Source organism: Tautonia rosea, assembly GCF_012958305.1.
GTDB lineage: Bacteria > Planctomycetota > Planctomycetia > Isosphaerales > Isosphaeraceae > Tautonia > Tautonia rosea.
On sequence record NZ_JABBYO010000013.1, the window covers coordinates 26,866 to 49,992 of the forward strand.

General features: G+C 65.1%; 11 protein-coding genes. 6 read left to right on the top strand and 5 right to left on the bottom strand.

The features are described from left to right. Positions 1-4: 4 nt before the first annotated feature. From HG800_RS20380 to HG800_RS20390, 3 genes are read left to right on the top strand one after another with little or no spacing between them, the layout of a single operon-like run. Positions 5-961, top strand: coding sequence for an RnfABCDGE type electron transport complex subunit D (locus HG800_RS20380; protein ID WP_169978939.1), 957 nt, complete (start codon positions 5-7; stop codon positions 959-961). Then, on the top strand, positions 958-6,768 hold the full coding sequence (locus HG800_RS20385) for a type I polyketide synthase (protein ID WP_169978941.1): 5,811 nt from the start codon (positions 958-960) through the stop codon (positions 6,766-6,768). The genes HG800_RS20380 and HG800_RS20385 overlap by 4 nt, the downstream gene beginning before the upstream one ends. Further along, complete coding sequence (locus HG800_RS20390; protein WP_169978943.1) at positions 6,765-7,232, top strand: acyl-CoA thioesterase; 468 nt, start codon at positions 6,765-6,767, stop codon at positions 7,230-7,232. Before HG800_RS20385 ends, HG800_RS20390 begins: the two co-directional genes overlap by 4 nt. Before the next feature lie 253 nt (positions 7,233-7,485). Here HG800_RS20390 and HG800_RS20395 read toward each other — a convergent pair whose 3' ends face one another. Further along, entirely contained in the window at positions 7,486-9,837 is a 2,352-nt protein-coding gene (locus tag HG800_RS20395) for an arylsulfatase (RefSeq protein ID WP_206352369.1), read from the bottom strand. 52 nt (positions 9,838-9,889) lie between these two features. Beyond that, positions 9,890-12,265: an arylsulfatase gene (locus tag HG800_RS20400; protein ID WP_206352370.1), complete on the bottom strand. Its 2,376-nt coding sequence runs from the start codon at positions 12,263-12,265 to the stop codon at positions 9,890-9,892. Between the two features lie 373 nt (positions 12,266-12,638). On the opposite strand from HG800_RS20400, the gene HG800_RS20405 reads away from it, so the two are divergent. Further along, a complete protein-coding gene (locus HG800_RS20405) occupies positions 12,639-13,577 on the top strand; it encodes a helix-turn-helix domain-containing protein (protein ID WP_169978945.1) in 939 nt (312 codons plus the stop codon). 115 nt (positions 13,578-13,692) lie between these two features. Here HG800_RS20405 and HG800_RS20410 read toward each other — a convergent pair whose 3' ends face one another. The 3 genes from HG800_RS20410 to HG800_RS20420 form a co-directional block, all read right to left on the bottom strand. After that, positions 13,693-15,645, bottom strand: coding sequence for a glycosyltransferase (locus HG800_RS20410; protein WP_169978947.1), 1,953 nt, complete (start codon positions 15,643-15,645; stop codon positions 13,693-13,695). Positions 15,646-15,733: 88 nt separating this feature from the next. Then, a complete protein-coding gene (locus tag HG800_RS20415; protein ID WP_169978949.1) occupies positions 15,734-17,020 on the bottom strand; it encodes an HlyD family secretion protein in 1,287 nt (428 codons plus the stop codon). A gap of 253 nt (positions 17,021-17,273) precedes the next feature. Further along, the gene (locus HG800_RS20420; RefSeq protein WP_206352371.1) at positions 17,274-17,900 is read right to left on the bottom strand and encodes a TetR/AcrR family transcriptional regulator; all 627 of its coding nucleotides are present in this window, start codon (positions 17,898-17,900) and stop codon (positions 17,274-17,276) included. A 95-nt stretch (positions 17,901-17,995) separates the two neighbouring features. Here HG800_RS20420 and HG800_RS20425 point away from each other — a divergent pair, with 95 nt between their 5' ends. Beyond that, positions 17,996-19,744, top strand: coding sequence for an efflux RND transporter periplasmic adaptor subunit (locus tag HG800_RS20425; protein WP_169978951.1), 1,749 nt, complete (start codon positions 17,996-17,998; stop codon positions 19,742-19,744). Beyond that, positions 19,744-23,067, top strand: coding sequence for an efflux RND transporter permease subunit (locus HG800_RS20430; RefSeq protein ID WP_169979141.1), 3,324 nt, complete (start codon positions 19,744-19,746; stop codon positions 23,065-23,067). Before HG800_RS20425 ends, HG800_RS20430 begins: the two co-directional genes overlap by 1 nt. The last annotated feature ends 60 nt before the right edge of the window (positions 23,068-23,127 follow it).

Genomic DNA, 23,127 nt, shown 5'->3' on the forward strand with positions numbered 1-23,127 from the left:
TCCGATGTCGAAGACTCGTTGCGAGCCACGATCGAATCGGTTACCCGCCCTGAGGCGGTTTGCCATCGCGATTACCGCCTTGAACCTTCTCGGGCACTTCGTGTTCGGATTTGAGCAGTCCTGGGCCCAGCCGTTGGTGGCCCTGGCGACGGCCTATGTGATGGAACTCGTCGTCGAACTGCTGGCGGCCCGGTCCGAACGACGACCGGCGCGGTTCCTGGGCGGGGTGGGGCCGTTCGTCGATTTCTTGCTGCCGGCCCACATTTCCGGGCTGGCGGTCTCGATGCTGCTGTACTCCAACGACCGGCTGGCGCCGATTGCGTTTGCGTCGGCGGTGGCCATCGGATCGAAGGTGCTGGTGCGCGTGCCGGTCGGGGGGAGTTGGCGGCACGTCCTGAATCCGTCGAACACGGGAATCGCCGTGACGCTCTTGCTGTTTCCCTGGGTCGGGATTGCTCCACCGTACCATTTCACCACGAATCTGGTCGGCCTGGGCGACTGGCTTTTGCCGATGTTCATCATCTTCACCGGGACCTTTCTGAACACGAGGTTCACAGGAAAGACGGCGCTGCTTGTGGGATGGCTGGGTGGCTTCGTGCTTCAGGCCTGGGTCCGAAGTTCCGTCATGGGGACTCCGATCGCCTCGGCGCTACTCCCGATGACGGGGGTGGCCTTCCTGCTGTTCACCTTCTACATGGTGACGGACCCCGGGACGACACCGGTCGCGCCGAGGGCCCAGTTCGCCTTCGGTGGGGCGGTGGCCGCGGCGTATGGGGCCTTGATGGCCTTGCACGTGGTCTTCGGGTTGTTCTTCGCGCTGGTGATCGTCTCCTCGATGCGGGGCGTGGGGCTGCTGGCATGGAGCGTGAGTCGCAGCCTGTCGCACGAGCCGGTCGCGCGGCCCGAGCCAATTCCGATCGCTGTCTCGGCATCCGTTGCGCTGGAGGGGGTCAGACAATGACGGCACCGATTGCCATTGTCGGGATGGCCTGCGAGTTCCCCGACGCTCGATCGCCCGCCGAGCTTTGGGAAACCGTTCTGGCCGGCCGACAGGCCTTCCGCCGCCTGCCTCCAGAGCGTCTGAGTCTTGCCGACTACTGGTCGTCGGACCGCAACGCTCCGGATCGGACCTACTCGACCGAGGCGGCCGTGATCGAGGATTACGAGTTCGACCGGATCGCTTTCCGGGTCGTGGGGACCACGTTTCGCTCGGCAGACCTGACCCAATGGTTAGCCCTCGACGTCGCGGCGCGGGCCCTCGACGATGCGGGCTTCGACGGAGGGGAGGGCCTCCCTCGGGAGACGACCGGCGTGTTCCTGGGCAACACGCTGACCGGGGAGTTCTCGCGAGCCAACGTCTTGCGGCTACGATGGCCCTACGTCCGGCGAATCGTGGAGGCGGCCCTCGTGGGCGAGGGGTGGGGCCCTTCGCAACGCCGGGCGTTCCTCGACACGCTGGAGTTGACGTATAAGGCCCCGTTTCCTCCCGTCGGCGAGGAGTCGCTGGCCGGTGGGATGTCCAACACGATCGCGGGCCGGATCACCAACCACTTCGACCTGAACGGGGGGGGCTTCACGATTGACGGGGCGTGTGCCTCATCGCTCCTGGCGGTCGCGCAGGCCTGCAACGCACTGGCGGCGGGGGATCTGGACGTGGCGATGGCCGGTGGCGTCGACCTGAGCATCGACCCGTTCGAGCTGGTCGGGTTCGCCAAGGCCGGAGCGCTGGCCAACGGCACCATGCGGATCTTCGACGCGCAGTCGTCCGGATTCTGGCCGGGCGAAGGTTGCGGGATGGTTGTTCTGATGCGACTCGACGACGCCCTGGCCCAGGGTCGGCGGGTGGATGCGGTGATCCGAGGGGTGGGCATCTCGTCGGACGGTCATGGAGGAATGACCCGGCCCGAGGTCGAGGGGCAGCTTTTGGCCTTGCGTCGGGCCTATTCCCGGGCGGGGTTCGGGATCGGGACAGTCGGCTATCTCGAAGGCCACGGAACGGGCACGAGTGTGGGTGATGCCACCGAGCTGAAGGCTCTTGGGAGGGCGATTCGGGAGTCAGGGCTGATTGCTGGACCGGTGGGGATTGGCTCGATCAAGGGGAACATCGGTCACACCAAGGCGGCATCGGGAGCAGCGGGCCTGATCAAGGCCACGATGGCCTTGCGGGCCCAGGTTCTTCCCCCCTCGATCGGGTGCGAGCAGCCTCACCCCGAACTGTCCGACTCGGGGGCGGTGCTTCGGGTCTTGCCGGAAGGGGAATCCTGGCCGTCCGGCCAGGCCCTCCGAGCGGGCGTCAGTGGGATGGGCTTCGGTGGGATCAATGTTCACGTCGTGCTTGAGGGTGTTGCCAGGGAGCGGCGAGGGGGCCTGGGCGATCGAGAGCGGGTCTTGCTCGGCTCGGCTCAGGATGCGGAACTGTTCCTGATCGATGCGCCGGACCCGGAACAGCTCGGCTTGCGGATGGATCGGCTTGCGGAGATCGCCGCCGGGCTCTCGCGATCCAACCTGACGGACCTGGCTGCGGAGCTCGGGCGTCGAAGCGGGACACACGGGACACGGGCGGCGGTCGTGGCGTCAAGCCCTGCAGCGTTGGCCGAGGGACTAGCGAGGCTCCAATCGTGGCTCAAGGAAGGAGTCGGATCATCGCGGCTGGACCTTCAGGCGGGAGTCTTCCTGGGAATTCAGTGCCCGTCTCCTCGGCTCGGCTTCCTCTTCCCGGGTCAAGGATCGCCAATGAACCGGGACGGGGGGGCCTGGAAACGGCGATTCCCGGCGGTCCGGTCGCTCTATGAAATGGAAGATCAGCCCGCACTGGGGAAAGACGAGCGATCGACTGCGGTGACCCAGCCGGCCATCGTTCTGGCGTCTCGAGCGGGGCTGGATGTGCTGAGAAGCTGCGGGATCGAGGCCGAGGTGGGCATCGGCCACAGCCTGGGAGAATTGACGGCGCTGCACTGGGCCGGAGCCTTCGATGGTGAGGCCCTCCAGCGGATTGCGAGGAGCCGGGGGCGGGCCATGGAGGAACTGGCCGGGCTCTCGGGAGTCATGGCGAGTATCGGGGCGGGGTGTTGCATCGTCGAAGGACTCGTCGGGGGCACATCGGCCGTGATCGCCGGCCTGAACAGCCCGGACCAGACGGTCGTCTCCGGCCCGAGGGAGGCGGTGGAGCAGGTCGTCTCTCGGGCTCGAGATCGAGGACTGCCGGCCACGCTCCTGCCGGTCGCTCACGCATTCCACTCCCCCTTGGTTGCCGAGGCCGTCCCGGCGCTGGCGGAGGCGCTCGATCGCGAGACGATTCGTCCTCCCGGCCGGACGGTCCTCTCGACCGTGACCGGGGCTCGCCTTTCGGATGAGGACGACTTACGCGACTTGCTCTGCGGTCAGGTTGTGCAACCCGTCCGGTTCGCCAAGGCGATTCAAGGAGCATCGGATGCGGTTGATCTTTGGATCGAGGTCGGACCGGGTCAGATTCTTCGCGGCCTGGCCTCCGAGTGTTCGGCTGCTCCCTGCATCGCGCTCGACGCCGGTGGGACGTCGCTGGTCGGACTGCTCAAAGCGGTTGGAGCGGCGTTCGCGCTGGGAGCCCCGATCCGTCCCGAGGGGCTGTTCGCCGGCCGATTCACGCGACCTTTCGACCCTGATCACACCCCGCGATTCTTCGCCAGCCCCTGCGAGTCGGCGCCGATCTCCGAGCTCGAACCAGAGGCCGACGAGCCCGAGTCCGTCTCCGAGTTGGAAGCCGAGGTTCCTGCGGCCTCTCCGCCGATCGGATCAACCCTCGATATGGTGCGTCGACTGGTCGCGGAACGGGCCGAGTTGCCGGTCTCGGCGGTTGGCGATTCGGCTCGCCTGCTGGGCGACCTGCACCTGAATTCGATCAGTGTCGGGCAGGTCGTGATGGAAGCCGCTCGATACCTGGACCTGCCGCCCCCGGTTGCGCCGACCCATTTTGCGAAGGCGACCGTCGCCGAGTTGGCCCTCGCCCTGGACGATCTGCGAAGCACCGGGTCGGAAGGCCCAGTCTCCGGGGCCGAGGCCTTTCCTGCAGGGGTTGATTCCTGGGTCCGGTCGTTCACGGTCGACTGGATTGAGCGCCCTTTGACCATCGATTCTGGAGAGCGGGACCACGGTCGCTGGCAGGTGTTCGCTCCGGATGGCCATGCACTCGCGGAGTCTCTCCGAACTTGGTTACCGGCATCCGATCAAGGACCGGAGGGCGTGATCGTCTGCCTGCCTCCGGAGCCGATCGAGGACCATGTCAGTCTGCTCCTCAAGGGAGCCAGGGCCATCCTTGAATCGGGTGAGGCTGCTCGGTTCGTGGTCGTCCATCACGGGGGAGGGGGGGCGGCCTTCGCCCGGTCCTTGCATCTCGAATTCCCCCGGGTGGTTTGCTGTGTGGTGGATGTGCCGAGAGATTGCGGAGAGGCCGTCGGGTGGATCGGTTCGGAGGCTCTGATGGCTCGGGGCTACACCGAGGCCCGTTACGACGCGACCGGATGCCGGCGGGAGCCCGTCCTGAAGTTGCTGCCCCTTGAAGAGACCACCAGGGAAGAACCCGTCCTGGGTCCGGCCGACGTTCTGCTGGTCAGCGGAGGCGGGAAAGGGATTGCCGCGGAGTGCGCCCTGGCGATCGCTCAGGAAACCGGGGCGAAGCTGGGCTTGCTCGGCCGTTCTCTGCCCGAGCACGACGAGGAACTTGCCGCCAACCTGCGCCGCATGGAAGCCTCAGGGGTGATGTTGCACTATTGCTCGGCCGACGTGACCGATGGCGAAGCGATCCGCCTTGCCGTTGCCGAGATCGAGCGAGGACTCGGCCCCGTTACGGCGATTCTCCACGGAGCGGGGAGGAACGTGCCTCAATCCCTGGTAACGCTTGATGCAAGTGCCTGCCATCGCACCCTGGCGCCGAAAGTCGAAGGGATGCGCAACCTGCTGGCCGCCGTGGATCCTGAGCGCTTGAAGCTGTTCGTGGCGTTTGGCTCGATCATCGCACGGACCGGAATGCGGGGAGAGGCGGATTATGCCCTGGCCAACGAGTGGCTCGGCTGCCTGACGGATCGGCTGCAGGCGGAACATCCTGCTTGCCGTTGCTTGACCCTGGAATGGTCGGTCTGGTCGGGGATCGGCATGGGAGAACGACTGGGAAGCGTCGAGGCCCTGGCTCGAGAAGGGATCATGCCGATCCCGCCGCAGGTGGGGGTTTCGCTCCTTCGCCGACTGATGGACCATCAGCGTCCCTCGGCATCAACCTCTGTGGTCATCACGGGCCGGTTCGGCGACCCGCCGACGCTCAGGTTCCCGCGACGGAACCTTCCCTTCCTCCGATTTTTGGAACGGCCTCGGATCCATTCTCCCGGCGTGGAACTTGTGGTGGATGTGGAGCTTTCGGTCGAGTCGGACCCTTACCTGGACGACCACTGCTTCCGGGGCGAACGGCTGCTGCCGGCGGTCATGGGCCTGGAGGCGATGGCCCAGTTGGCGACGGCGATGGCGGGGGATCATCCCATCACGATGTTCGAAGACGTCCGATTCGACCGGCCCATCAGCGTTTCCCCCGATCGCTCGACCACGATTCGGCTTGCGGCTCTGGTTCGCGAACCGGGCCGGATCGAGGTGGTGCTGCGCAGTGAGGCGACGGCATTCCAGGTCGACCACTTCCGCGCCTTCTGTTGTGTGAAGGCAACGGAACCCGGTCGCAACGGGTTCCCGGGGCCAACCAACGGGCGCTGCCGACCGGCCTTGCCTCTGGTCCCTCAGGACGATCTTTATGGGACGATCCTGTTTCAAGGAGGCCGGTTTCAAAGGCTGACGGCCTATCAGGAGCTCACCGCGTACCAGTGTTCTGCCGAGGTGACGTCGGAAGAGGATACCGCATGGTTCGGGCGTTATCTCCCTCCCGGCTTGATCCTCGGCGACCCGGCCGAGCGTGATGCGGCGGTCCACGCGATCCAGGCCTGCATCCCCCATGCGACCCTCTTGCCGATCGGGGTGGACCGGATCGTCCTCCAGGGAGGCGAGTCGCGGGGGAATCGGACCGTGCGGGCTCAAGAGCGCTGCCGAGTCGGGGACGTCTTTACCTATGACATGCACATCCAGGAGGCCAACGGTCAGCAATGCGAGTCGTGGGAAGGCCTGCGGCTGAAGGCCGTTCAGAGTCTCACAAGCTCAGAGCCGTGGCCCTTCCCCCTTCTGGTTCCCTATCTCGAGCGCCGCATCCGAGAGTTGATCCCCGGCTCAAAAGCTGCCATCCGGTTGGAGCGAGGGCCGGTGGGCACGGGTCGGTCTGCTCGGAGTCGCAGTGCAATGCTCAGCGCCCTGGGCCGCGAGGCCCCGGTTCATCACCGGCCCGATGGGAGGCCGGAGATCCCAGGGAGCTCGACCTGGATTTTATCCTCCCATGCAGGAGAGTTGACCCTGGCCGTTGCGGGACCGGGACCGATCGGGTGTGACGCCGAGCCGGTGGTCGCGCGCCCGGCGTCGCTCTGGAGCGATCTGCTCGGCCCGCAGCGGTTCGCGCTGGCCGGCCTCCTTTCCTGTGAGACCTCGGAAGACTTCGATGCGGCGGCGACCCGGGTCTGGGCGGCGGGAGAGTGCCTGGAGAAAGCTGGGGCGATGGTCGCGGCCCCCTTGGTTCTGGCCTCATCCTCCAGCCCCGACGGGTGGATCGTGCTGAGGGCCGGCGCGTTTCAGATTGCCACGTTCGTCGGACGGGTCCGGGGCTTCGAGTGTCCGGTCGTTTTTGCCGTGGGGGAGGCGATCACATCATGACCAAGGCATTCGAGTACCGGCATGTGGTGAGCTTCGAGGAGACGAATCTCGTCGGGAACGTCTATTTCGTGAACTTCCTGCGATGGCAAGGGCGCTGTCGAGAGCTCTTCCTGATGCAACACGCCCGCGAGGTGCGGGATCAGTTCGAGCAGGGTTTGGCGCTGATGACGACTCGCTGCGCGTGCGAATTCAAGGAGGAGCTGTCCGCGTTCGACGAGGTCCTGATCGCCATGCGACTGGACCCTCAGACTCAGAAGGAGCTCGGCCTGGGATCGATTCAAAGCCGGATTACGCTCCGATTTGACTATTTCAAGATGGATTGCGATTCGTCGGGCCAGGAGCGCCATCGGGTGCTGGTTGCCACGGGTTCGCAGGAAGTTGCTTGCATGTGGCGACGAGGTTCCACCCTTGTCTCGACGCCGTTCCCCGAGTCGCTACTGATTGCATTGAGCGCGTATTCGTGACGCCTCTGGCAGCGTGGTCGCCGCGCGATCACGACGCAACGTCCGATAATGGAGGTTATGTAATTTCAACGGTTCAATCTTTCTTGTGAGCTTCGTCTTTTGAACAATAATGGGCTACGCTTCCCATTCTGATCGAATCGTCGGGGGCGCAAGGTGAGGAGGGAATTGATGAGGTCGCGGTTACGAGGCGGAGCGCCCCGGTCTTGGCGACTGAGAGAAGACCGGGGGCGTCTCCGTGACGACGGGGATCGGGTCAGTCGAGGTCGATGGTGACGGTGTCGAGGCGGCCCGAGAAGGCAAAGGGCAGGTCGTAACCCTCGGCGACTGGGGTGCCGGTGTCGAAGCCGACATCCAGAGTTTCGTCGAGGGTGACGCGGTTGGGAATGCTCCGACCAACGCGGCCTTCGCCAATTTTCGCCTCGTTGGCGAAGAGTGAGACGGTGGCGCCGGCGAATGGTTCATCGGCGTCGGAGACGTAGACTGCTTTGAGCGTCACCTCGCCGGTCGGCACGGGCTCGTCGGAGGCGATCGTGAACCGCTCGACCCCGGCGAGGTTGTAGTGGTAGACGAGCTTGCCGCCCTGCAGGAAGAGCCCGAAGCCGGCAAACCGGCCCCCTTGGGTCAGGAGCATCCCGTCGGCGCCGCCGTCGGGGATCACAACCTTCGCGGTGATCGTGTGATTTTTATGCTTGAGGTCGGGCGAAGCCCCTTCGGGCAAGCGAAGGCGATTCGGGTAGGTAAACGAGGAGCGTCCCTGGGTCAGGCTGGGGCGGTTCTCGACGTTCAGGCGTTCGGTTTTACGGTCGTCGAGCGGCAGGACGTCGTACTCGGACGCCTGGGCGAAGAAGAGCTTGATCAGCTCCTGGAGCTTCTCGGGCTGCTGCTCGGCGAGGTCGACGGCCTGGCTGAAGTCCTCCTCGACGTGGTAGAGCTCCCAGGGCATGTTGAGCAGGTCGCCCGGCTCGGGCTCGCTGAGCCAGGGGACGCCTCGGAGCGCGCTGGCCATCCAGCCGTCGTGGTAGATCCCCTGGTTGCCGAGCATCTCGAAATACTGGGTGGTGCGGCGGTCGGGGGCGTCGGCGTCATCGAAGGTGTAGGCCATGCTGACCCCCTCGATCGGCTTCTGCGCGACGCCGTTGAACTGCGACGGGAAGTCGACGCCGACGAGCTCAAGGATGGTCGGGGCGATGTCGATGACGTGGTGGAACTGGTCACGGATCTCGCCTCGGGCCTTGATCCGATTCGGCCAGGAGATGGCCAGGCCGTTGCGGGTGCCGCCGAAGTGGCTGGCGATCTGCTTGGTCCACTGAAAAGGGGTGTCCATCGCCCAGGCCCAGGCGGCCGGGAAGTGGTTGTAGTGCATCGGGCCGCCGAGGGAGTCGAGGGCCTTCAGCTTGAGGTCGAGCGGCTCGGGGATGGCGTTGAAGAAGGTCATCTCGTTGAGCAGGCCGTTCAAGCCGCCCTCGGCGCTGGAGCCGTTGTCGCCGGCCATGTACAGGATCAAGGTGTTGTCCAGCTCGCCAAGGTCGTCGATTGCGTCGATGACGCGGCCGACCTCATGGTCGGTGTGCGCCGTGAAGGCAGCAAAAACCTCCATCATCCGGGCGTAGACCTTCTTCTCCTCCTCGGGCAGCGTCTCCCAGGCGGGGAGGGAATCGGGGCGGGGGGTCAGCTTGGTGTTCTCAGGGATGATTCCCATCGCCTTCTGCCGGGCGAAGGTCTGCTCGCGGTAGGCGTCCCAGCCCATGTCGAACTGCCCTTTGAACTTCTCGATCCAATCCTCCGGTACCTGGTGAGGAGCATGGGTGGCCCCGGTGGCGAAGTAGACGAAGAAGGGGCGTTGCGGGGCGACGGCCTTACCGGCACGGATGGTCCGAATCGCCCGATCGGCGAGGTCGGTGGTGAGGTGATACGGTGAGCCGTCCTCGTTGGTCTCCGGCGGCTCGATCCGTTTTTTGTTCTCGACGAGGGCCGGGTGGAACTGGTCGGTGTCGCCGCCGACGAAGCCGTAGAAGTAGTCGAAGCCGAGGCCATCGGACCAGCGGTCGAAGGGTCCGACGAGGCTGGTCTCCCAGTCGGGGACGTTGTGGTTTTTGCCGTACCAGGAGTTGAGGTACCCGAACTCGCGGAGAACCTCGGCGAAGGTCGCCGCGCTGGCGGGGATGATGCCGGTGTAACCGGGAAAACCGGTGCCGGCCTCGCCGATCACACCGGTGCCGACCGAGTGGTGATTGCGGCCGGTCAAGAGCGCCGCGCGGGTCGGGCTGCACAGGGCGGTCGTATGAAACCGGGTGTAGCGCAGGCCGTTCTCAGCGACGCGGTCCATCGCGGGGGTCGGGATGGCACCGCCGAAGGTGCCGAACTGGCCGAAGCCGACGTCGTCGATCAGTACGATCAGGATGTTCGGCGGGTCTTCCAGGCCGAAAGTGCGAGGAACCTTCAGCTCGGGTTTGACCGGGGTGGAGTCCTTGTAGGTCAGACCGATCTTGCCCTGGAAGGGCTCCTCGGGGCGAGGGAGAACTTCCTGGGACATCCCGACTGCGGGGGCGAGGACCAGCAGGGCCACGATGGCCCTGCTGGTGAAACGGGCTCGACGCATCATCATATCACACCTTCTCATGTTCTTCCAAGGGGGGGATGGAGAGGGTCGATTCGCGTTACTTCAGCTCAAACGTTACCTGCTTGATGGTGCCGGTGAAGGCGAAGTCGCCCTCGTCGGCATAGGCGGGGTCGACCGGGGTGATCGAGTCTCGGCCGACCTCGAAGGGTTCCAGGCCGTGACGGACGAGTGTCCGCTTCAGCTTCCCCTCGCCGGCGGGCTCGCCATTGACGAGGATCGTGAGCGTCCCGCCTCCCTCCACCGAGCCGTCGGGGACGAACTCGGTGCCGATCGTGATCTCACCCGTCGGTAATGGCTTTGTGCCGGGGATCGTGACGTCGGCGATGTCGAAGCAGGTGTAGCGGAAGGCAGGCGTGTTCCCCTCCACGTAGAGGGACCAGCCCGCCGAGAACGCGCCGGCGCAGGTGATCACGCCCTCGGCTCCTCCCTCGGGAATCGTCACCGAGGCGGTCAGGGTGTGAGGGCGGGGGAAGAGTTGGGGGCCGATCGGCTCGGGCAGCCAGACGTTGTTGCCGAAGTAGGTCCAACTCGTGGGAGGTGCTCCGCCGACCCGGAGCTTCGGATCCATCCGCTCGGACATCCGCGAGTCGAGGGGCAGGACGTTGTACTTCTTCGCCTCCTCCAAGAACACGGCCTGGAGTTCCTTGAGCTTCTCCGGGTTCTCCTGAGCCCGGTCGTTTGCCTGGCTGAAGTCCTCGTCGATGTGGTAAAGCTCCCAGGGGGTGTCAAGGAGGTCTCCCTCCCGGCCGGCGGTCATCCAGGGGACGCCGAATCGGCTGCAGGCGAGCCAGCCGTCGTGGTAGATGGCGCGGTTGCCGAGCATCTCGAAGTACTGGGTGGTGCGGAGGCCCTCGGCATCGGGAGTGTCAAAGCAGTAGGCCATGCTGACCCCCTCGATCGGCTTCTGGGGGATGCCGTTGACCTTCTCGGGAGCGGGGAGCTTACAGGCCTCCAGGATCGTCGGGACGACGTCGATGACGTGGTGGAACTGTGACCGGAGTTCGCCCTTTGCCTTGATCCCGGCCGGCCAGTGGACGACCAGCGGGTTGCGCGTGCCGCCGAAGTGGCTGGCGATCTGCTTGGTCCACTGGAAGGGGGCGTCCATGGCCCAGGCCCAGCCGACCGGGACGTGCGGCTCGCTGCTCGGCCCGCCGATCTCGTCGAGCCGGTCGATCGTGCTCTCCAGGCCGAGCTGGAGGCCGAGCAGGCTGGCCAACTCGCTGAAGGTACCCTCCAGGCCCCCCTCGGCGCTAGCGCCATTGTCGCCGACGACGTAGAGAATCAGGGTGTTGTCCAGCTCGTCGGAGGCCTCCAGGCTGTCGATGATCCGACCGACTTCGTGATCGGTGTGGGCCATGAACTCGGCGTAGTTTTCCATGAGCCGGAGGTAGACCTTGCGCTCGTCCTCGGTGGTGGTCTCCCAGGCGGGAAGCTCCTCAGGGCGGGGGGTGAGCTTCGTGCCCTCGGGGATGATCCCCATGGCGATCTGGTTGGCGTGGGTCAGCTCGCGCTGGCGGTCCCACCCGTGGTCGAAGCGCCCTTTGTAGCGGCCCTGCCAGTCGGGGGGAACGTGGTGCGGGGCGTGGACGGCTCCGGTGCTGAAGTAGACGAACCAGGGCTTGCCTGGGTCGGCGGCGTTGATGTTCTGGATCCAGCCGATCGCCTCGTCGGTCAGATCTTCGGTGAGGTGGTATCCTTCCTCGGGGGTCGCCGGGGCTTCGACGGGAACGGTGTTCCGGTAGAGGGTCGGGTAGAAGTGATGGGCCTCGCCCTGGTTAAAGCCGTAGAAATAATCGAAGCCGAGGCCGGTGGGCCAACGGTCGAACGGTCCGGCGGGGCTGATGTCCGGCTCGGGGGTGTTGTGCCACTTGCCGAACATGGCGGTGGCGAAGCCGTTGTCGCCGAGGACCTCGGAAACCAGGGCGGTGCTCCGGGGGATGATGCCGGTGTAGCCGGGGAATCCGGTCCCCATCTCGATGATCACACCGGTGCCGACGCTGTGGTGGTTCCGTCCGGCCAGCAAGGCGGCTCGCGTCGGGCTGCACAGGGCGGTCGTGTGGAACCGATTGAAGGTGATCCCGCCGTCGACAAGCTTCTGGAGATGCGGCGTCTCCACCGGTCCGCCAAAGGGGGAACACATGCCGAAGCCGACGTCGTCGAGCAGGATCAAGAGGACGTTCGGGCTTCCGGCGGGGGCCTTGACCGGCTGGGGATAGCTTGCCTCGGAGTCCTCGTAAGTCCGGCCGATGGTGCCCTGGAATTCCGGGTCCGGGCGAGGCAATTGCGTTGCCTGGGAGCCCTGCCGGTCCTGGGCGAGGAGACCGAGGCTCAGGCCTCGACCCGAGATCCCGGCTGCAATCACGACGAGCACGGCGAATCTGACCATCCAGCCGACCCTTGATGTATTCATCATGGCGGTGCTACTCTCCAGTCTTGGAGCCCCCTTTGGCGGAGGCAGAGCGGGAATCCTGGAAGAACCTCGCGGAATTCCTGCGTCAAACCAGGTGATCACGAACGAAGCAGAATATGCTAACGAGAATTCAAAGCCGATTTGTGCGGTCTGCAATTTGAGTGTTGACGGACGACATGAAGCGTCCGAAGGGATCAGGAGTTACGGTATCGGGTCGCTCAGGAAAAAGCGACGGGGTCTCCGAGATTCTTTCCGGACCGCTGACAGCGATTCCAATCGTTCTCGTAATAAGTTTTAGTGAACACTATAGATTATGAACGACCGAGCATTTCACTCCTGTCATCTTCCTCACGTTGGGTCTAAGGTGACCCCGCTGGTGCACTCGCTGTGCAGCCAGGACTTCGATGAGTTGGCTGCATCGTTCGAGAAGTGGAACAGTCGGTTCGACCAGCTCGATGCCGGAACGTTCTCGGGTCGAATCACCTTCGCAAACCTTGAGGGCTTCCAGCTCTTCGATGTGGAGGTGAACCGGCGCATTTCCGCTCAGGGCAGTATTCCCGAGGAGAGCTTTGTGATCTCTCCGGTCCTGGACTGGAACGTCGGGGCGATCTGGCGCGGCCGAACCCATCGTCAGGGGACGCTTCACGTCCTCGGGCCGGGGGAGGTCATGGACCACCGGACCCCGGCCAATTACCGCAACACCAGCCTTGTCGTGAGTGCCGACCTGTTGCATCGGACGGCGTCGATGCTCGGCTTCGAGGAGGTTCTGCCGCGGCTTGATGTCCGCTTTGGGCTTCGGGTCTCCGCCCGAGACTGTGCCGCGTTGCATCGGGAGATCGTCACGTCCTTGCAACGGTTGTCGACAGAACATCGTGGACCGGTCCCGACTTCCAGCGACCCCGACGTTGTGGTGCGGACGCTTCGCCGCCTCTTGCTCGTCGCCTCGGGAGGCCGCGACCTCGGCCCGCCGCCGCAACGATGGAGCAAACGCAAGCAAGTCGTCCGCCAGGTTGAGGACTTCATGAGAGCCCACCTCGACCGGCCGATCTCGGTCCTCGACCTGTGCGAGCAGGTGGGGGTGAGCGAGCGGACCTTGCACTATGCCTTCCGAGAATTCACGGGAGTCACCCCCAAGGGATATCTGAAAACCCTTCGGCTGAATCAATTGCGTCGCGATCTTGGCTCTGCCGATCCGCGTCGCGAGACCGTCCGTCAGGTGGCGGCTCGTTGGGGATTCGGCCATCCTGGTGAACTCGCCGCCGACTACCGACGCCACTTCGGCCAACTGCCGTCGCAACGACTCGGCACCGTCTGACCCGGAGTGGGAACCACGGCCCCGCGGCCTTGTGTTCGAAGTGAGGCGCAGTGAGCCATCCCGGGCTCTGCGGGGAGGCATCGGTTTCCCGGTGCTGAGGCCGGCTGGCCTTGGATCATCCGAGACAGCGGGCGAGGAGGCGACGGGTCATCTGAGGCATGGAGAGTGGGGTCCGCTGGGCGTCGAGGCCGATGGAGTAGATCCACCGTAAGAGGTCGTCGCGTTCCCGATCATCGGCCAGTTCGAATCGGAGGCCGATCGTCTCGCCGTCGGTCCGGACGACCGTGGCCTGGAGCATGCCGCCGCCGGCCAGGTGCAGCATCATGGAACGGGGGATGGGCAGTTCGGGGGGCCAGTAGAGGCCGGCCCCGGTGCTTGAGACATTCTGGAGCGAGGCGAGGCACCAGGTGCCATCGTCTCCTTCACAGAGGACCGAGGCGGTGGTCCGGTAACGCTCGGCCGATCGCCGACGCCCCTGATCGCGACCGGCGAGGATGGCCAGAATCAGCGCTCCGGCATTGACCGCCGAGAAGACCGAGGCCGCCGCCCGATGCTCGGGATCGACGATCACCCGAGTCTCGGGCCAACTGTTGATCAGGAGGCCGAGCATCGTCAGGAGCAAGAGCGTCAAGGCGCTACCGCGAGCGAACTGGTCGGCCCCCTGCCCTGCCCCATTCCCCTTGGGAGTCACCCGGAACGGCGTGCCGAAGGGCTTGATCAAGGTTGAGAGGATTGTTGGCACCAGTCGGAAACTGAGCAAGAGCGAAAACCCGGTTGAAAGGATGGGCAAGTATCGACCGGCCGAGAGCCAGATCATCGGCCCCATCAGTGCGATGAGCACCGGCAACTGGTAGCGGATCAGGTCGGACAGGTCGGCATGGGCCAGCGGAGCAAGCCCCGTCCAGAGGTAGACGATGGGAATGAAGACGGCAAAGAGCCGAACCGGCGTCTGCACGAGCCAGTCGATCGGAAAGAAAAAGAGGCGTTGGATCAGACTGAGGCCCGGCCCGAGCACACCGTCTTTCAGGAAGAGGAGCTGCAAGCCGCCCCGGCACCAGCGCTGTCGCTGCACGAACATCCCTTTGACACTCTCGGGAGAGAGGCCGAAGGCCAGAGGCTCGTTCAGGAATCGCGTGATGTAGCCCTTGCGCAGGAGCATGAGTGACGAAAGGATGTCCTCCGTGACGGATTCGGTCGGGATGCCGCCGATTTCCAGGAGGGCTGATCGCCGTTGGATGCTGGCCGATCCGCAGCAGAAGCCGCAGTTCCAGGCATCTCGGCTGGGCTGGACGATGTCGAAGAAAAGGCGTTGCTCGTTGGGAGACTGGTCGCCGAGGCCGAGGTTCATCTCGTAGATGTCGGCATTGAGGAAGTGGTGCGGCAACTGGACGATGGCGATCTCCGGGTCGTCAAAGAAGCCGACGGTGCGCATCAGGAAGTCTCGCCGAGGGGCAAAGTCGGCATCGAGCACGACGAACAGCTCGGCATCGGTTTTCGAGAGGGCGTGGTTGATGTTGCCGGCCTTGGCGTGGCGGTTGTCGGGGCGGGTCAGATACGCAACACCGTGGGACTCGCAGAAGTCTCGGAGCCAGTCGCGTCGGCCGTCGTCGAGGACCCAGACGGTGAAGTTCGGGTAGTCCATCCCTTTGGCTGCGAGAATCGGCCCCTCGACCACCTCGATCCCCTCGTTGTAGGTGCAGAGGAACACATCGACGCGAGGCAATCGAGCGGTGGGCAATCGCCTCAGGCGTCGCTCATGATTGTCGGCCTCCGAGGAGTGGTCGCTGGTTCGGGTGAGCATCAGGTACGTCACGGCGCAGTTGATCAGCGCGGCCACCTCGAAGCCGAAGACGGTCCAGATCCAGAGGCCGGCCCAGGTGCTCGGATCAACCGGGCGAACCGTTTGCATCAACCGCCAGTCAAGGTATCGAACGGTGATGGCCAGCGCAACGCTGAGCACCAGGACCCGAGCCCAGGTGCGATGACGAGGCATCGAGGGGAGCACCGCAATGGAAAGGCCCGTCACCAGCAGGGCCGCGGCCCATTCACTGCCGCTCAAGGGAGTCATGGGTGTTGGCCTTTGGTCATGAGCGGAGGCGCGGTCGGGTCGAGGTGAGTCGAGTCGAGGTGCGCGGAGCAAGGGCGGAAACGGGGGTTCAGCGCGTGGTCCAGACGACGGCCGAACTGCCGATGAGATATCGGTTCGCCGGATCGGCCCCCGTGGGTTGTTGATCCAGTGCGATGATGGCCCGGAACATGCCCGTGGGGACGGCCTCGCGGCCAGGCTCTCCCACCATCTCCGGATTGATTGCACCGGGGTCGGCCACGTGGACGACGCGTCCCGAGAGGATCTCGGACGAGCCGATCAGGCGAGCTTCGACCAGCGCTCCGGGACGGATTCGCGCCGCGTCGGCCTCCTTGAAGATGGCCTCGATGCTCAGAAGACCGGGATCGACAATCTCCATCGCCGTCGAGCCGGGAACCACCTCGATGCCGGAGTCGAGCGTCGAGGACCAGACGACCCCGCTCATGGGAGCCTTGACCGAGAGCTGGCTGTCGTCCAGGTATCGCTGTTCGCTCGCAAGCCGGGAGTCCAGTTCCAGAAGCTTGCCGTGGAGCTCTCCGAGGCGAGCGCGGAGTCCGGCCTGCTGGATCTCGATCTCGTCGCAGCGCTGCAAGGAGGCGACCCGATCCTGGCCGCCGTCGGCGTCGCCGACGAAGTAGCCGCGACGGGCGGCGTCGAGCTGGAGGTCAAGGCGAGCGGCGGTTTGCCGGGCCGCGTCCAGGTCGTTGCGGGCGGCGGCCACGGCATACTCGGCCCGAGTCCGCTGGATGTCGGACGAGGCGGCCCGGATCGAGGCGCGGCCGTGCACCTGAAACTCGTACTCGGCTTCCTTGAGGCGAGACTCGGCGGCCTGGATGATTGCGAGCTGTTCGTCGCTCTGCGTCTGGGCTCGGGCAATGCGAGCCTCTTGATAGTCGTGGAAATGCTGATTCAAGGTGGCTTTGATTCGGTCGAGATCGGCGATCTGAGCGTCCAGGGCGGCAATGGACCGCCGGATCGATTCCGCCTCGCCTTCGATCCGATCGAGGGGGCGGAGATCGGGCGAGGCGACCGACACGTCGAACAGATGCTGACCCTGGGTGACGGTGGTACCGACTTCCGGAGGAAGACCCTCGACGACACCGTGCTGATGGACGCGGACGGTCGCCAGCGGAGCGATTACCGAGGCCCGGACACTCGTCCGGTACAGGACCATCGGTGCGAGGAGCCAGATTCCTTCGGCCAGAATCGCCCCGCCAATCAACCAGCGGACAAGCCGCCCCCAGCGCCGTCGCCGAGGCGCGGGGGTCGGAGGCAACGGCGACGCCCGGGGACCAGAGCGCTCTCGCGGCACCAGCAACGTCGAGCTCGATTCCAGGCGATTGCGTGTGGCTTCCATGAGCAACTTGGTCGGCCGCGAAGCCAACCCCCGAGCAATTCTGAGCGAAGTCCACCCCGCGCCCCTTGCAGGATGGCCCGGGACCCGGCACCTCCGGCCTCGGAGCGCACCCCGATCGCCGCAGGAACAGACAGCGCACGCCGGCTCAAAGGTCGATCACGACCTGGACCGAAAGGCACCATCCGCTCAAGTACCGTAGGTCACATTCATGCTCCGGGAACGCCGACCAAGGTTTCCCAGATTCGCCAATGGCTCAGGATCGGTAGTGATCGAGGAACATCGCCACGGCCGAGCGGATGATCTGCTGGCGATCCTCGGGCTCCGGATTCGGTCCGAGCCCGAAGATGGGAGGCCAGAGCACAAAGCCTTCGATCAAGGCACAAAGCTGATGGGCGGCGAACTCGGCAGGGACCGGTTTTAGCCGACCATCGGCCGTCGCCTGCTCGATCCAGCGAATCAAGCGGGCCATGAATCGCTTCTCATCGCCGATCGTGTCGCGGGCCAGTTGCGGGGTTCGCAGGAATCGCGATAGGGAAACGCGGACGAGGCCCTGGAAACTCTCGGAGGTGATCAGCTCGGCCACCTTGGCACAGTAGGAGACCAGTTGCTCGGCCAGGTCGCGATCGGGGTCGTACGGGAACTCGGGTAAGGCCTCGGTCTGGGCAATCAGTTCCTGAACGATCGCTTCAAACAGCACGTCCTTGCTCTGGAAATGGTTGTAGACGGTCCGCTTGCTGACCCCGGCCCGCTCGGCAATCCGGTCCATGCTCGTGGTGTCGAAGCCGCTGGTCGCGAACTCCTCGACCGCCGCGTCGAGAATCGCTGCGCGCTTCCGATCGGTCAATCGAGCGGGAGCTGGGGGAGAAACGCCTTCCGACAACTTCTACACTCCGGGGTTTACTTTTGAGGCAAAGAAAGTAAACTACACCGAGCAGTATACATAATCCGCCACGACTTCGAAAGCGGGCGAAACGGATGGCCGCTCACAGAACTATTGTACCCGATCGACGGGCGATCCCCATGGGGGGATTGCTTCTGGCGATGGCGATGACGGGGTGTTCGGAGGCGCCGGCCTCGGTGGAAGGGGCCAAGCCGCCGAGGCCGGTGTCGACCTTGATGCTGCGAGAATCGAGTCCGAGCGTGCCATCGGAGGTGACGGCCTCGGTGGTTTCGTGGAAGACCGAGCAGCTGGCGTTCGAGGTGAGTGGGCGGGTGGAACAGGTGATTGAGCCGAACGAGTGGGTCGAGCCGAAGGTGGTTTCGGCAGCGGGAGACGCGGGGCGAGGGGTTCTGGCAACTCCGCTTGCCCGGCTGGAGGATGAGCGGTTTCGGATTGCCGTGGAGGCGGATCGGGCGGCGGTTGAGGTGGCTCGCCGGCAGATCGAGGCGGTTCGGGTGGATCTGGAGCAGCGCTTGCCGGCTCGGATCGACGCGGCGAGGGCCGAGGAGCAGCTGGCCCGGATCGAGCTGGATCGGGCCCGACGCTTGACGGAGCGGTCGGCCGGCACGAGGTCGGCACTCGACCAGGCGGAAACGACTCTGGCCACCGCCTCGGCGAACCTGGCGGCGGCTGAGGGGGAACTGGCGAGCCGAGAGGCCGAACGGCGATCGCTCGAAGCGCAGGCGATGCAGGCCGAGCAGCGCCTGGCCAATGCCGAGCGAGACCTGGCCGACGTGGTTCTGTACAGCCCGTTTCGCGGTCAGGTGGCCGAGTCGCACGTGACGCCCGGGGCCTTCGTGCAGGCGGGCGACCCGATTGCAACGGTGCAGATGATGGACCCGGTGGCCGTCGAGTTCGAGGTTTCGGCTGAGGATTCGAGGCGATTTCGCCGCTGGGACACACTCTCGGTGATGGTGGAGAACAGCAGCGATCGCCCTCGATCGCTCGACGGGGTGGTCTACCGGACCTCGGCCGTGGCCGACCCGAGCACGAGGACGTTCACCGTGACGCTTTTGGTGCGCAATCCGATCGAACGACCGGAGGTGCCGGACGACCTTCGGGGGGTTCCCCTGGCTCGGGCCTCAGCCGTCGTACCCTTGAACGTGGGATCGGTGGTCGGGGGAGAGGCGACGCTGTTCGCCGATGAAGAGTCGATCGACCAGGACGAGAACGGCCCGTTCCTCTGGCGGGTGACAAACCGGAGGATGGGGGAATCGTCGATCGGCGATGACGGAATTCTGCGGGTCGAGAAGCTTCGGATTGCAACCGGGGCCGATCGTGTGCCCTTTCTGGGGGCCTGGACATTCGTGCCCATCGAGATTGTCGAGGGACAGGCGGTCGACCCCGATCGCGACCTGATCGTGCAGAATCTGACGATCGAGCAGGGAGCGCTCGGCTCCTGGGACGGCGAGACGGTCTTGCTCGAACAGGATCGTTGGCTGCTCCGTCCTGGAGATGTCGTGCGGGTCGATCTCGGCGGCGAGGAAAACCCAAGCGGCGTCTACGTGCCGATGAAGGCGCTGCGGCGAGAGTCGGGCCGGACCTTCGTGTTCGTGGTGGACGAGAACGTTCCTGGCCAGCCGATCGCCCGTCAGGTCGAGGTGTACTTGCCCGATCCCGGCGCCACTTTCCTCGGCCCGACGACCTTGCACCGGATTGAAGCGGTCGAGCCCGGCCGGCTCAAGGAGGAGGATCGCTTGATCATCGACGGGGTTCACTACCTGAGCGATGGGGATGCGATTCTGGAGATTCGAGGGCGATCGGGAGGCTCGTCGCAACCATGATGAACGCATTGCCCGAGTTTGCCATCCGACGGCCGACGATCGTTCTGGTGGTCGTGCTCATGACCGTCGTCTGGGGTCTGGTCAGCTTCCTGACCATGCCGAGGCGAGAGGACCCGGAGTTCACGATCAAGGTATGTGTCGTCTCGACGAGCTGGCCGGGGGCTCCGGCCGAGACGGTGGAGGAGTTGATCACCGACCCGCTGGAGGAGGCGATCGACAGCCTTGAAGAGGTTCATCTGATCCGATCGACGACCACCAACGGCCGATCGACGATTTATGTCGAGATCGAGGAGCGGATTCCGGGGGACCGGATCGACGACATCTGGGACAAGGTCCGGGCCCGGGTGGCCGAGGTACCGATGCCCGAATCCGGGATCCGGGCGGTGGTGAACGACCAGTTCGGCGATACGAGCGTGATGCTGTTCGCGGTTCATCAGGTCCCTTTGCCTGGGGCTGAGGCGATCGAACCGGGGCGAACTTACTCACCGAGGCAGCTGGACCTGTTCTCCGAGCAGGTCCGCGATGCCCTGCGGCTGCTGCCGGGAGTGGCGACCGTCGATCGTTTCGGCGTGCAGGAGGAAACGATCTTCATCGAGACGGACGCCGGCACCTGGTCTCGGCTCGGCCTGACCTCGGCACAGCTGGCGAGCTTGCTCCGGGAACGGAACATTGAGGCCCCCGGCGGGACGATCGACACCGACGACGGCCGCTTCTTCGTCAAGCCGGGCGGTGCCTTCGATGCGGTTCGGGAGATCGAGACGATGGTCGTCGACGTGCCCGGCTCGGGCGGCTCCTCGCGTACCTTGACGCTTCGGGACCTGGGCCTGGAGGTGCGGCGGGGCTACGTCGATCCGCCGCTTTTGCTGTGCCGGTATGGCGACTCCGAGCCTTCGACCCTGGCGGTCATCGTGGCCGTAACGATGAAGTCGGGGGCGAACATTCTCGACCTCTGCGACGCCGCTCGCGCGAAGGTCCGAGCGCTGACCGAGGTGTCGGGCCTCTTGCCTCCCGACGTGCGGGTGTCGATCGTCTCGGACCAGTCGGTGAGCGTTCGAGGGCGGATTCAAGGGGTGATCGTCAACATCATCAGCGCGATCGTGATCGTGGTGGCCGTGGTGTATCTGGTCGTCGGATTCCGGACGGCAGCGGTGATGGCGGGGAACATTCCGTTCGTGGTGCTGGCGTCCCTGGGAATCATCACGCTCTTTGAGGTGCAACTGGAACAGATGTCGCTGGCGTCGATGATCATCGCCTTGGGCCTTCTGGTGGACAACGCGGTGCAGGTCTGCGATCAGGCCCGATCGAATCAAGCGGCCGGGATGGACCCGAAGGAGGCGGCGGTCAGCGGGGCACAACTGCTGGCCGTGCCCATGCTCAACGGCACGTTGACGACGATCGCCGCCTTCGTGCCCATGCTCATCGCCATCGAAGGGGCCAATCGTGAGTTTATCTACGGCCTTCCGGTGACGCTCTCGGTGATGCTCGGCGTGAGCTGGCTCCTGGCGATGACCCTTTGCGTGATTCTGGCGGCGGCCTTCATCCGGGTGCCAAGCGACCCGACTCGGCCTTCGGCGCCGATACCCTGGCTGGCCTCCCGGCTGTTCGGCCGGCAGAACCTGGAATCGGACGGGCTGGGACGATTCGAGCGGGGATATATCGCCTTTTCCCGGCTCGCCCTGCGCTTCAAAGGGGTGACACTCGCGGTGGTCGTTGGGCTCCTGGTGCTGGCCGTCCGCTTGCCAGTGGCTGCCGAGTTTTTCCCGATCGCCGAGCGAGACCAGTTCGCCGTGCAGGTCTGGCTCCCCGAATCGTCGACACTCGAACAGACCGAGCGGATTGCCGGAGAGGTGGAGGAATTGATTCGGCGGTTGAGCCCGATCGAAGGGCCGGACGGAACGACGGTTGATCGGCTCGACGGCTATCGAACACTCATCGGCGGCGGCGGATCGCGCTGGTATCTGTCGTGGGAGCCCGAGGCTCCGAAACCGTACTACGCCGAGATCCTTGTCCGGACGACTGACGGCCGTTGGACGCACGACTTTGTCGAGGACCTTCGGATTGCCGCCGAATCGGGGAACGAGGAAAGGGGTCTGTCGCCGATCGTCGGCGCTCGGGTGGTGCCGATTGAGCTGTCGCTTGGCCCGCCGGCGGATCCGGTCGTCTTGCGGGTCAGCGGCGACGGCTTCGCCAACATGGCCGACCTTCGAGCCGCGGCCGACCGTGTCAAGGCGATCGTCGAGGCGAGGCCCGAGACCTGGGCCGTGCGCGATTCCTGGGGGGTCGAGGGCTATCAGCTTCGCGTCGACGTGGATGACGATCGCGCCCGGCGATCGGGGGTCGCTCATGCTCAGGTGGCCGAGACGCTCGACGCCTACTACTCGGGACGACCGCTGACGACCTTCCGAGAGGGGGACCACCAGGTTCCCGTCGCCTTCCGCCTGAGGCCCGAAGGGAGGCGATCTCTCGCCGGAATGGACCGGGCGTTCGTCGAAGGAGGGGCGGGGAAGGTGCCGCTCTCGGCGGTGGCGAAGGTCTCGGCGGCCTGGGAACCGGCAAGTATCGACCGACGCGACCTGAATCGGACGATCGAAATCCGAGCCCGGGTCGTTCCGGGGGTCTCGGGGAACGACGTGACGCAAGAGCTGTTTGATTCGGAGGAGATGGAACAGCTGCGGAGCGAATTGCCGATCGGCTTCCGGATCGAGGTTGGTGGCGCCCTGGAGGAGTCGATCGAGGCCCAGGCGATGATGCTCAACTCGTTCGGCCTATCGTTCGTGGCGATCGTCTTGCTCCTGATCGCGCAGTTTGACAGCGTGTCAAAGGCGATGATCATCATCGGCACCCTGCCCCTGGCGATGATCGGCGCCTTGTTCGGGCTCTGGCTGACGGACAACGCGCTGGGCTTCATGCCGCAACTGGGCATTTTGGCGCTGTTCGGGATCGTCTTGAACGCGGGGATCATCTTCATGGAGTTCGCCGAGATTGTGGTCCGAGAGCGCGCCGAGCAATCGACCGGTGACGGGCCGATTGCCGGGCTATCGGTCGAGGAGTTCCGCTCGGCGATCATCGAGGCCGGCCGTCGGCGGTTGATGCCGATCTTTCTGACGACGGCGACGACGGTCGGCGGCCTGATTCCGCTGGCCCTCGACGGCGGGCCGCTCTGGGAAGGGATGGCCTGGCTGATGATCTTCGGCCTGCTGGTGGCGACGTTCTTGACCCTGATCGTCATCCCCTGCCTGTTCGCGCTGGCGGTCGAGACGCTCCGGCTGCGGCCGATCCGATCGGTGGAACCGAAGGCCGATCGGACCGCGATCACCGGGTGATCGGGAGCGTCGGGCCGACACGACTCGCGGCGCGTCGTTACAACCGGACCTCGGGATCTC

Bases quoted from the DNA above. Each gene is read 5' to 3' on its own strand.
- HG800_RS20400 (WP_206352370.1), bottom strand. From the start codon at position 12,265: ATGATGAATACATCAAGGGTCGGCTGGATGGTCAGATTCGCCGTGCTC.
- HG800_RS20415 (WP_169978949.1), bottom strand. From the start codon at position 17,020: ATGGAAGCCACACGCAATCGCCTGGAATCGAGCTCGACGTTGCTGGTG.
- HG800_RS20395 (WP_206352369.1), bottom strand. From the start codon at position 9,837: ATGATGATGCGTCGAGCCCGTTTCACCAGCAGGGCCATCGTGGCCCTG.
- HG800_RS20425 (WP_169978951.1), top strand. From the start codon at position 17,996: ATGGCCGCTCACAGAACTATTGTACCCGATCGACGGGCGATCCCCATG.
- HG800_RS20390 (WP_169978943.1), top strand. From the start codon at position 6,765: ATGACCAAGGCATTCGAGTACCGGCATGTGGTGAGCTTCGAGGAGACG.
- HG800_RS20410 (WP_169978947.1), bottom strand. From the start codon at position 15,645: ATGACTCCCTTGAGCGGCAGTGAATGGGCCGCGGCCCTGCTGGTGACG.
- HG800_RS20430 (WP_169979141.1), top strand. From the start codon at position 19,744: ATGAACGCATTGCCCGAGTTTGCCATCCGACGGCCGACGATCGTTCTG.
- HG800_RS20385 (WP_169978941.1), top strand. From the start codon at position 958: ATGACGGCACCGATTGCCATTGTCGGGATGGCCTGCGAGTTCCCCGAC.
- HG800_RS20380 (WP_169978939.1), top strand. From the start codon at position 5: ATGTCGAAGACTCGTTGCGAGCCACGATCGAATCGGTTACCCGCCCTG.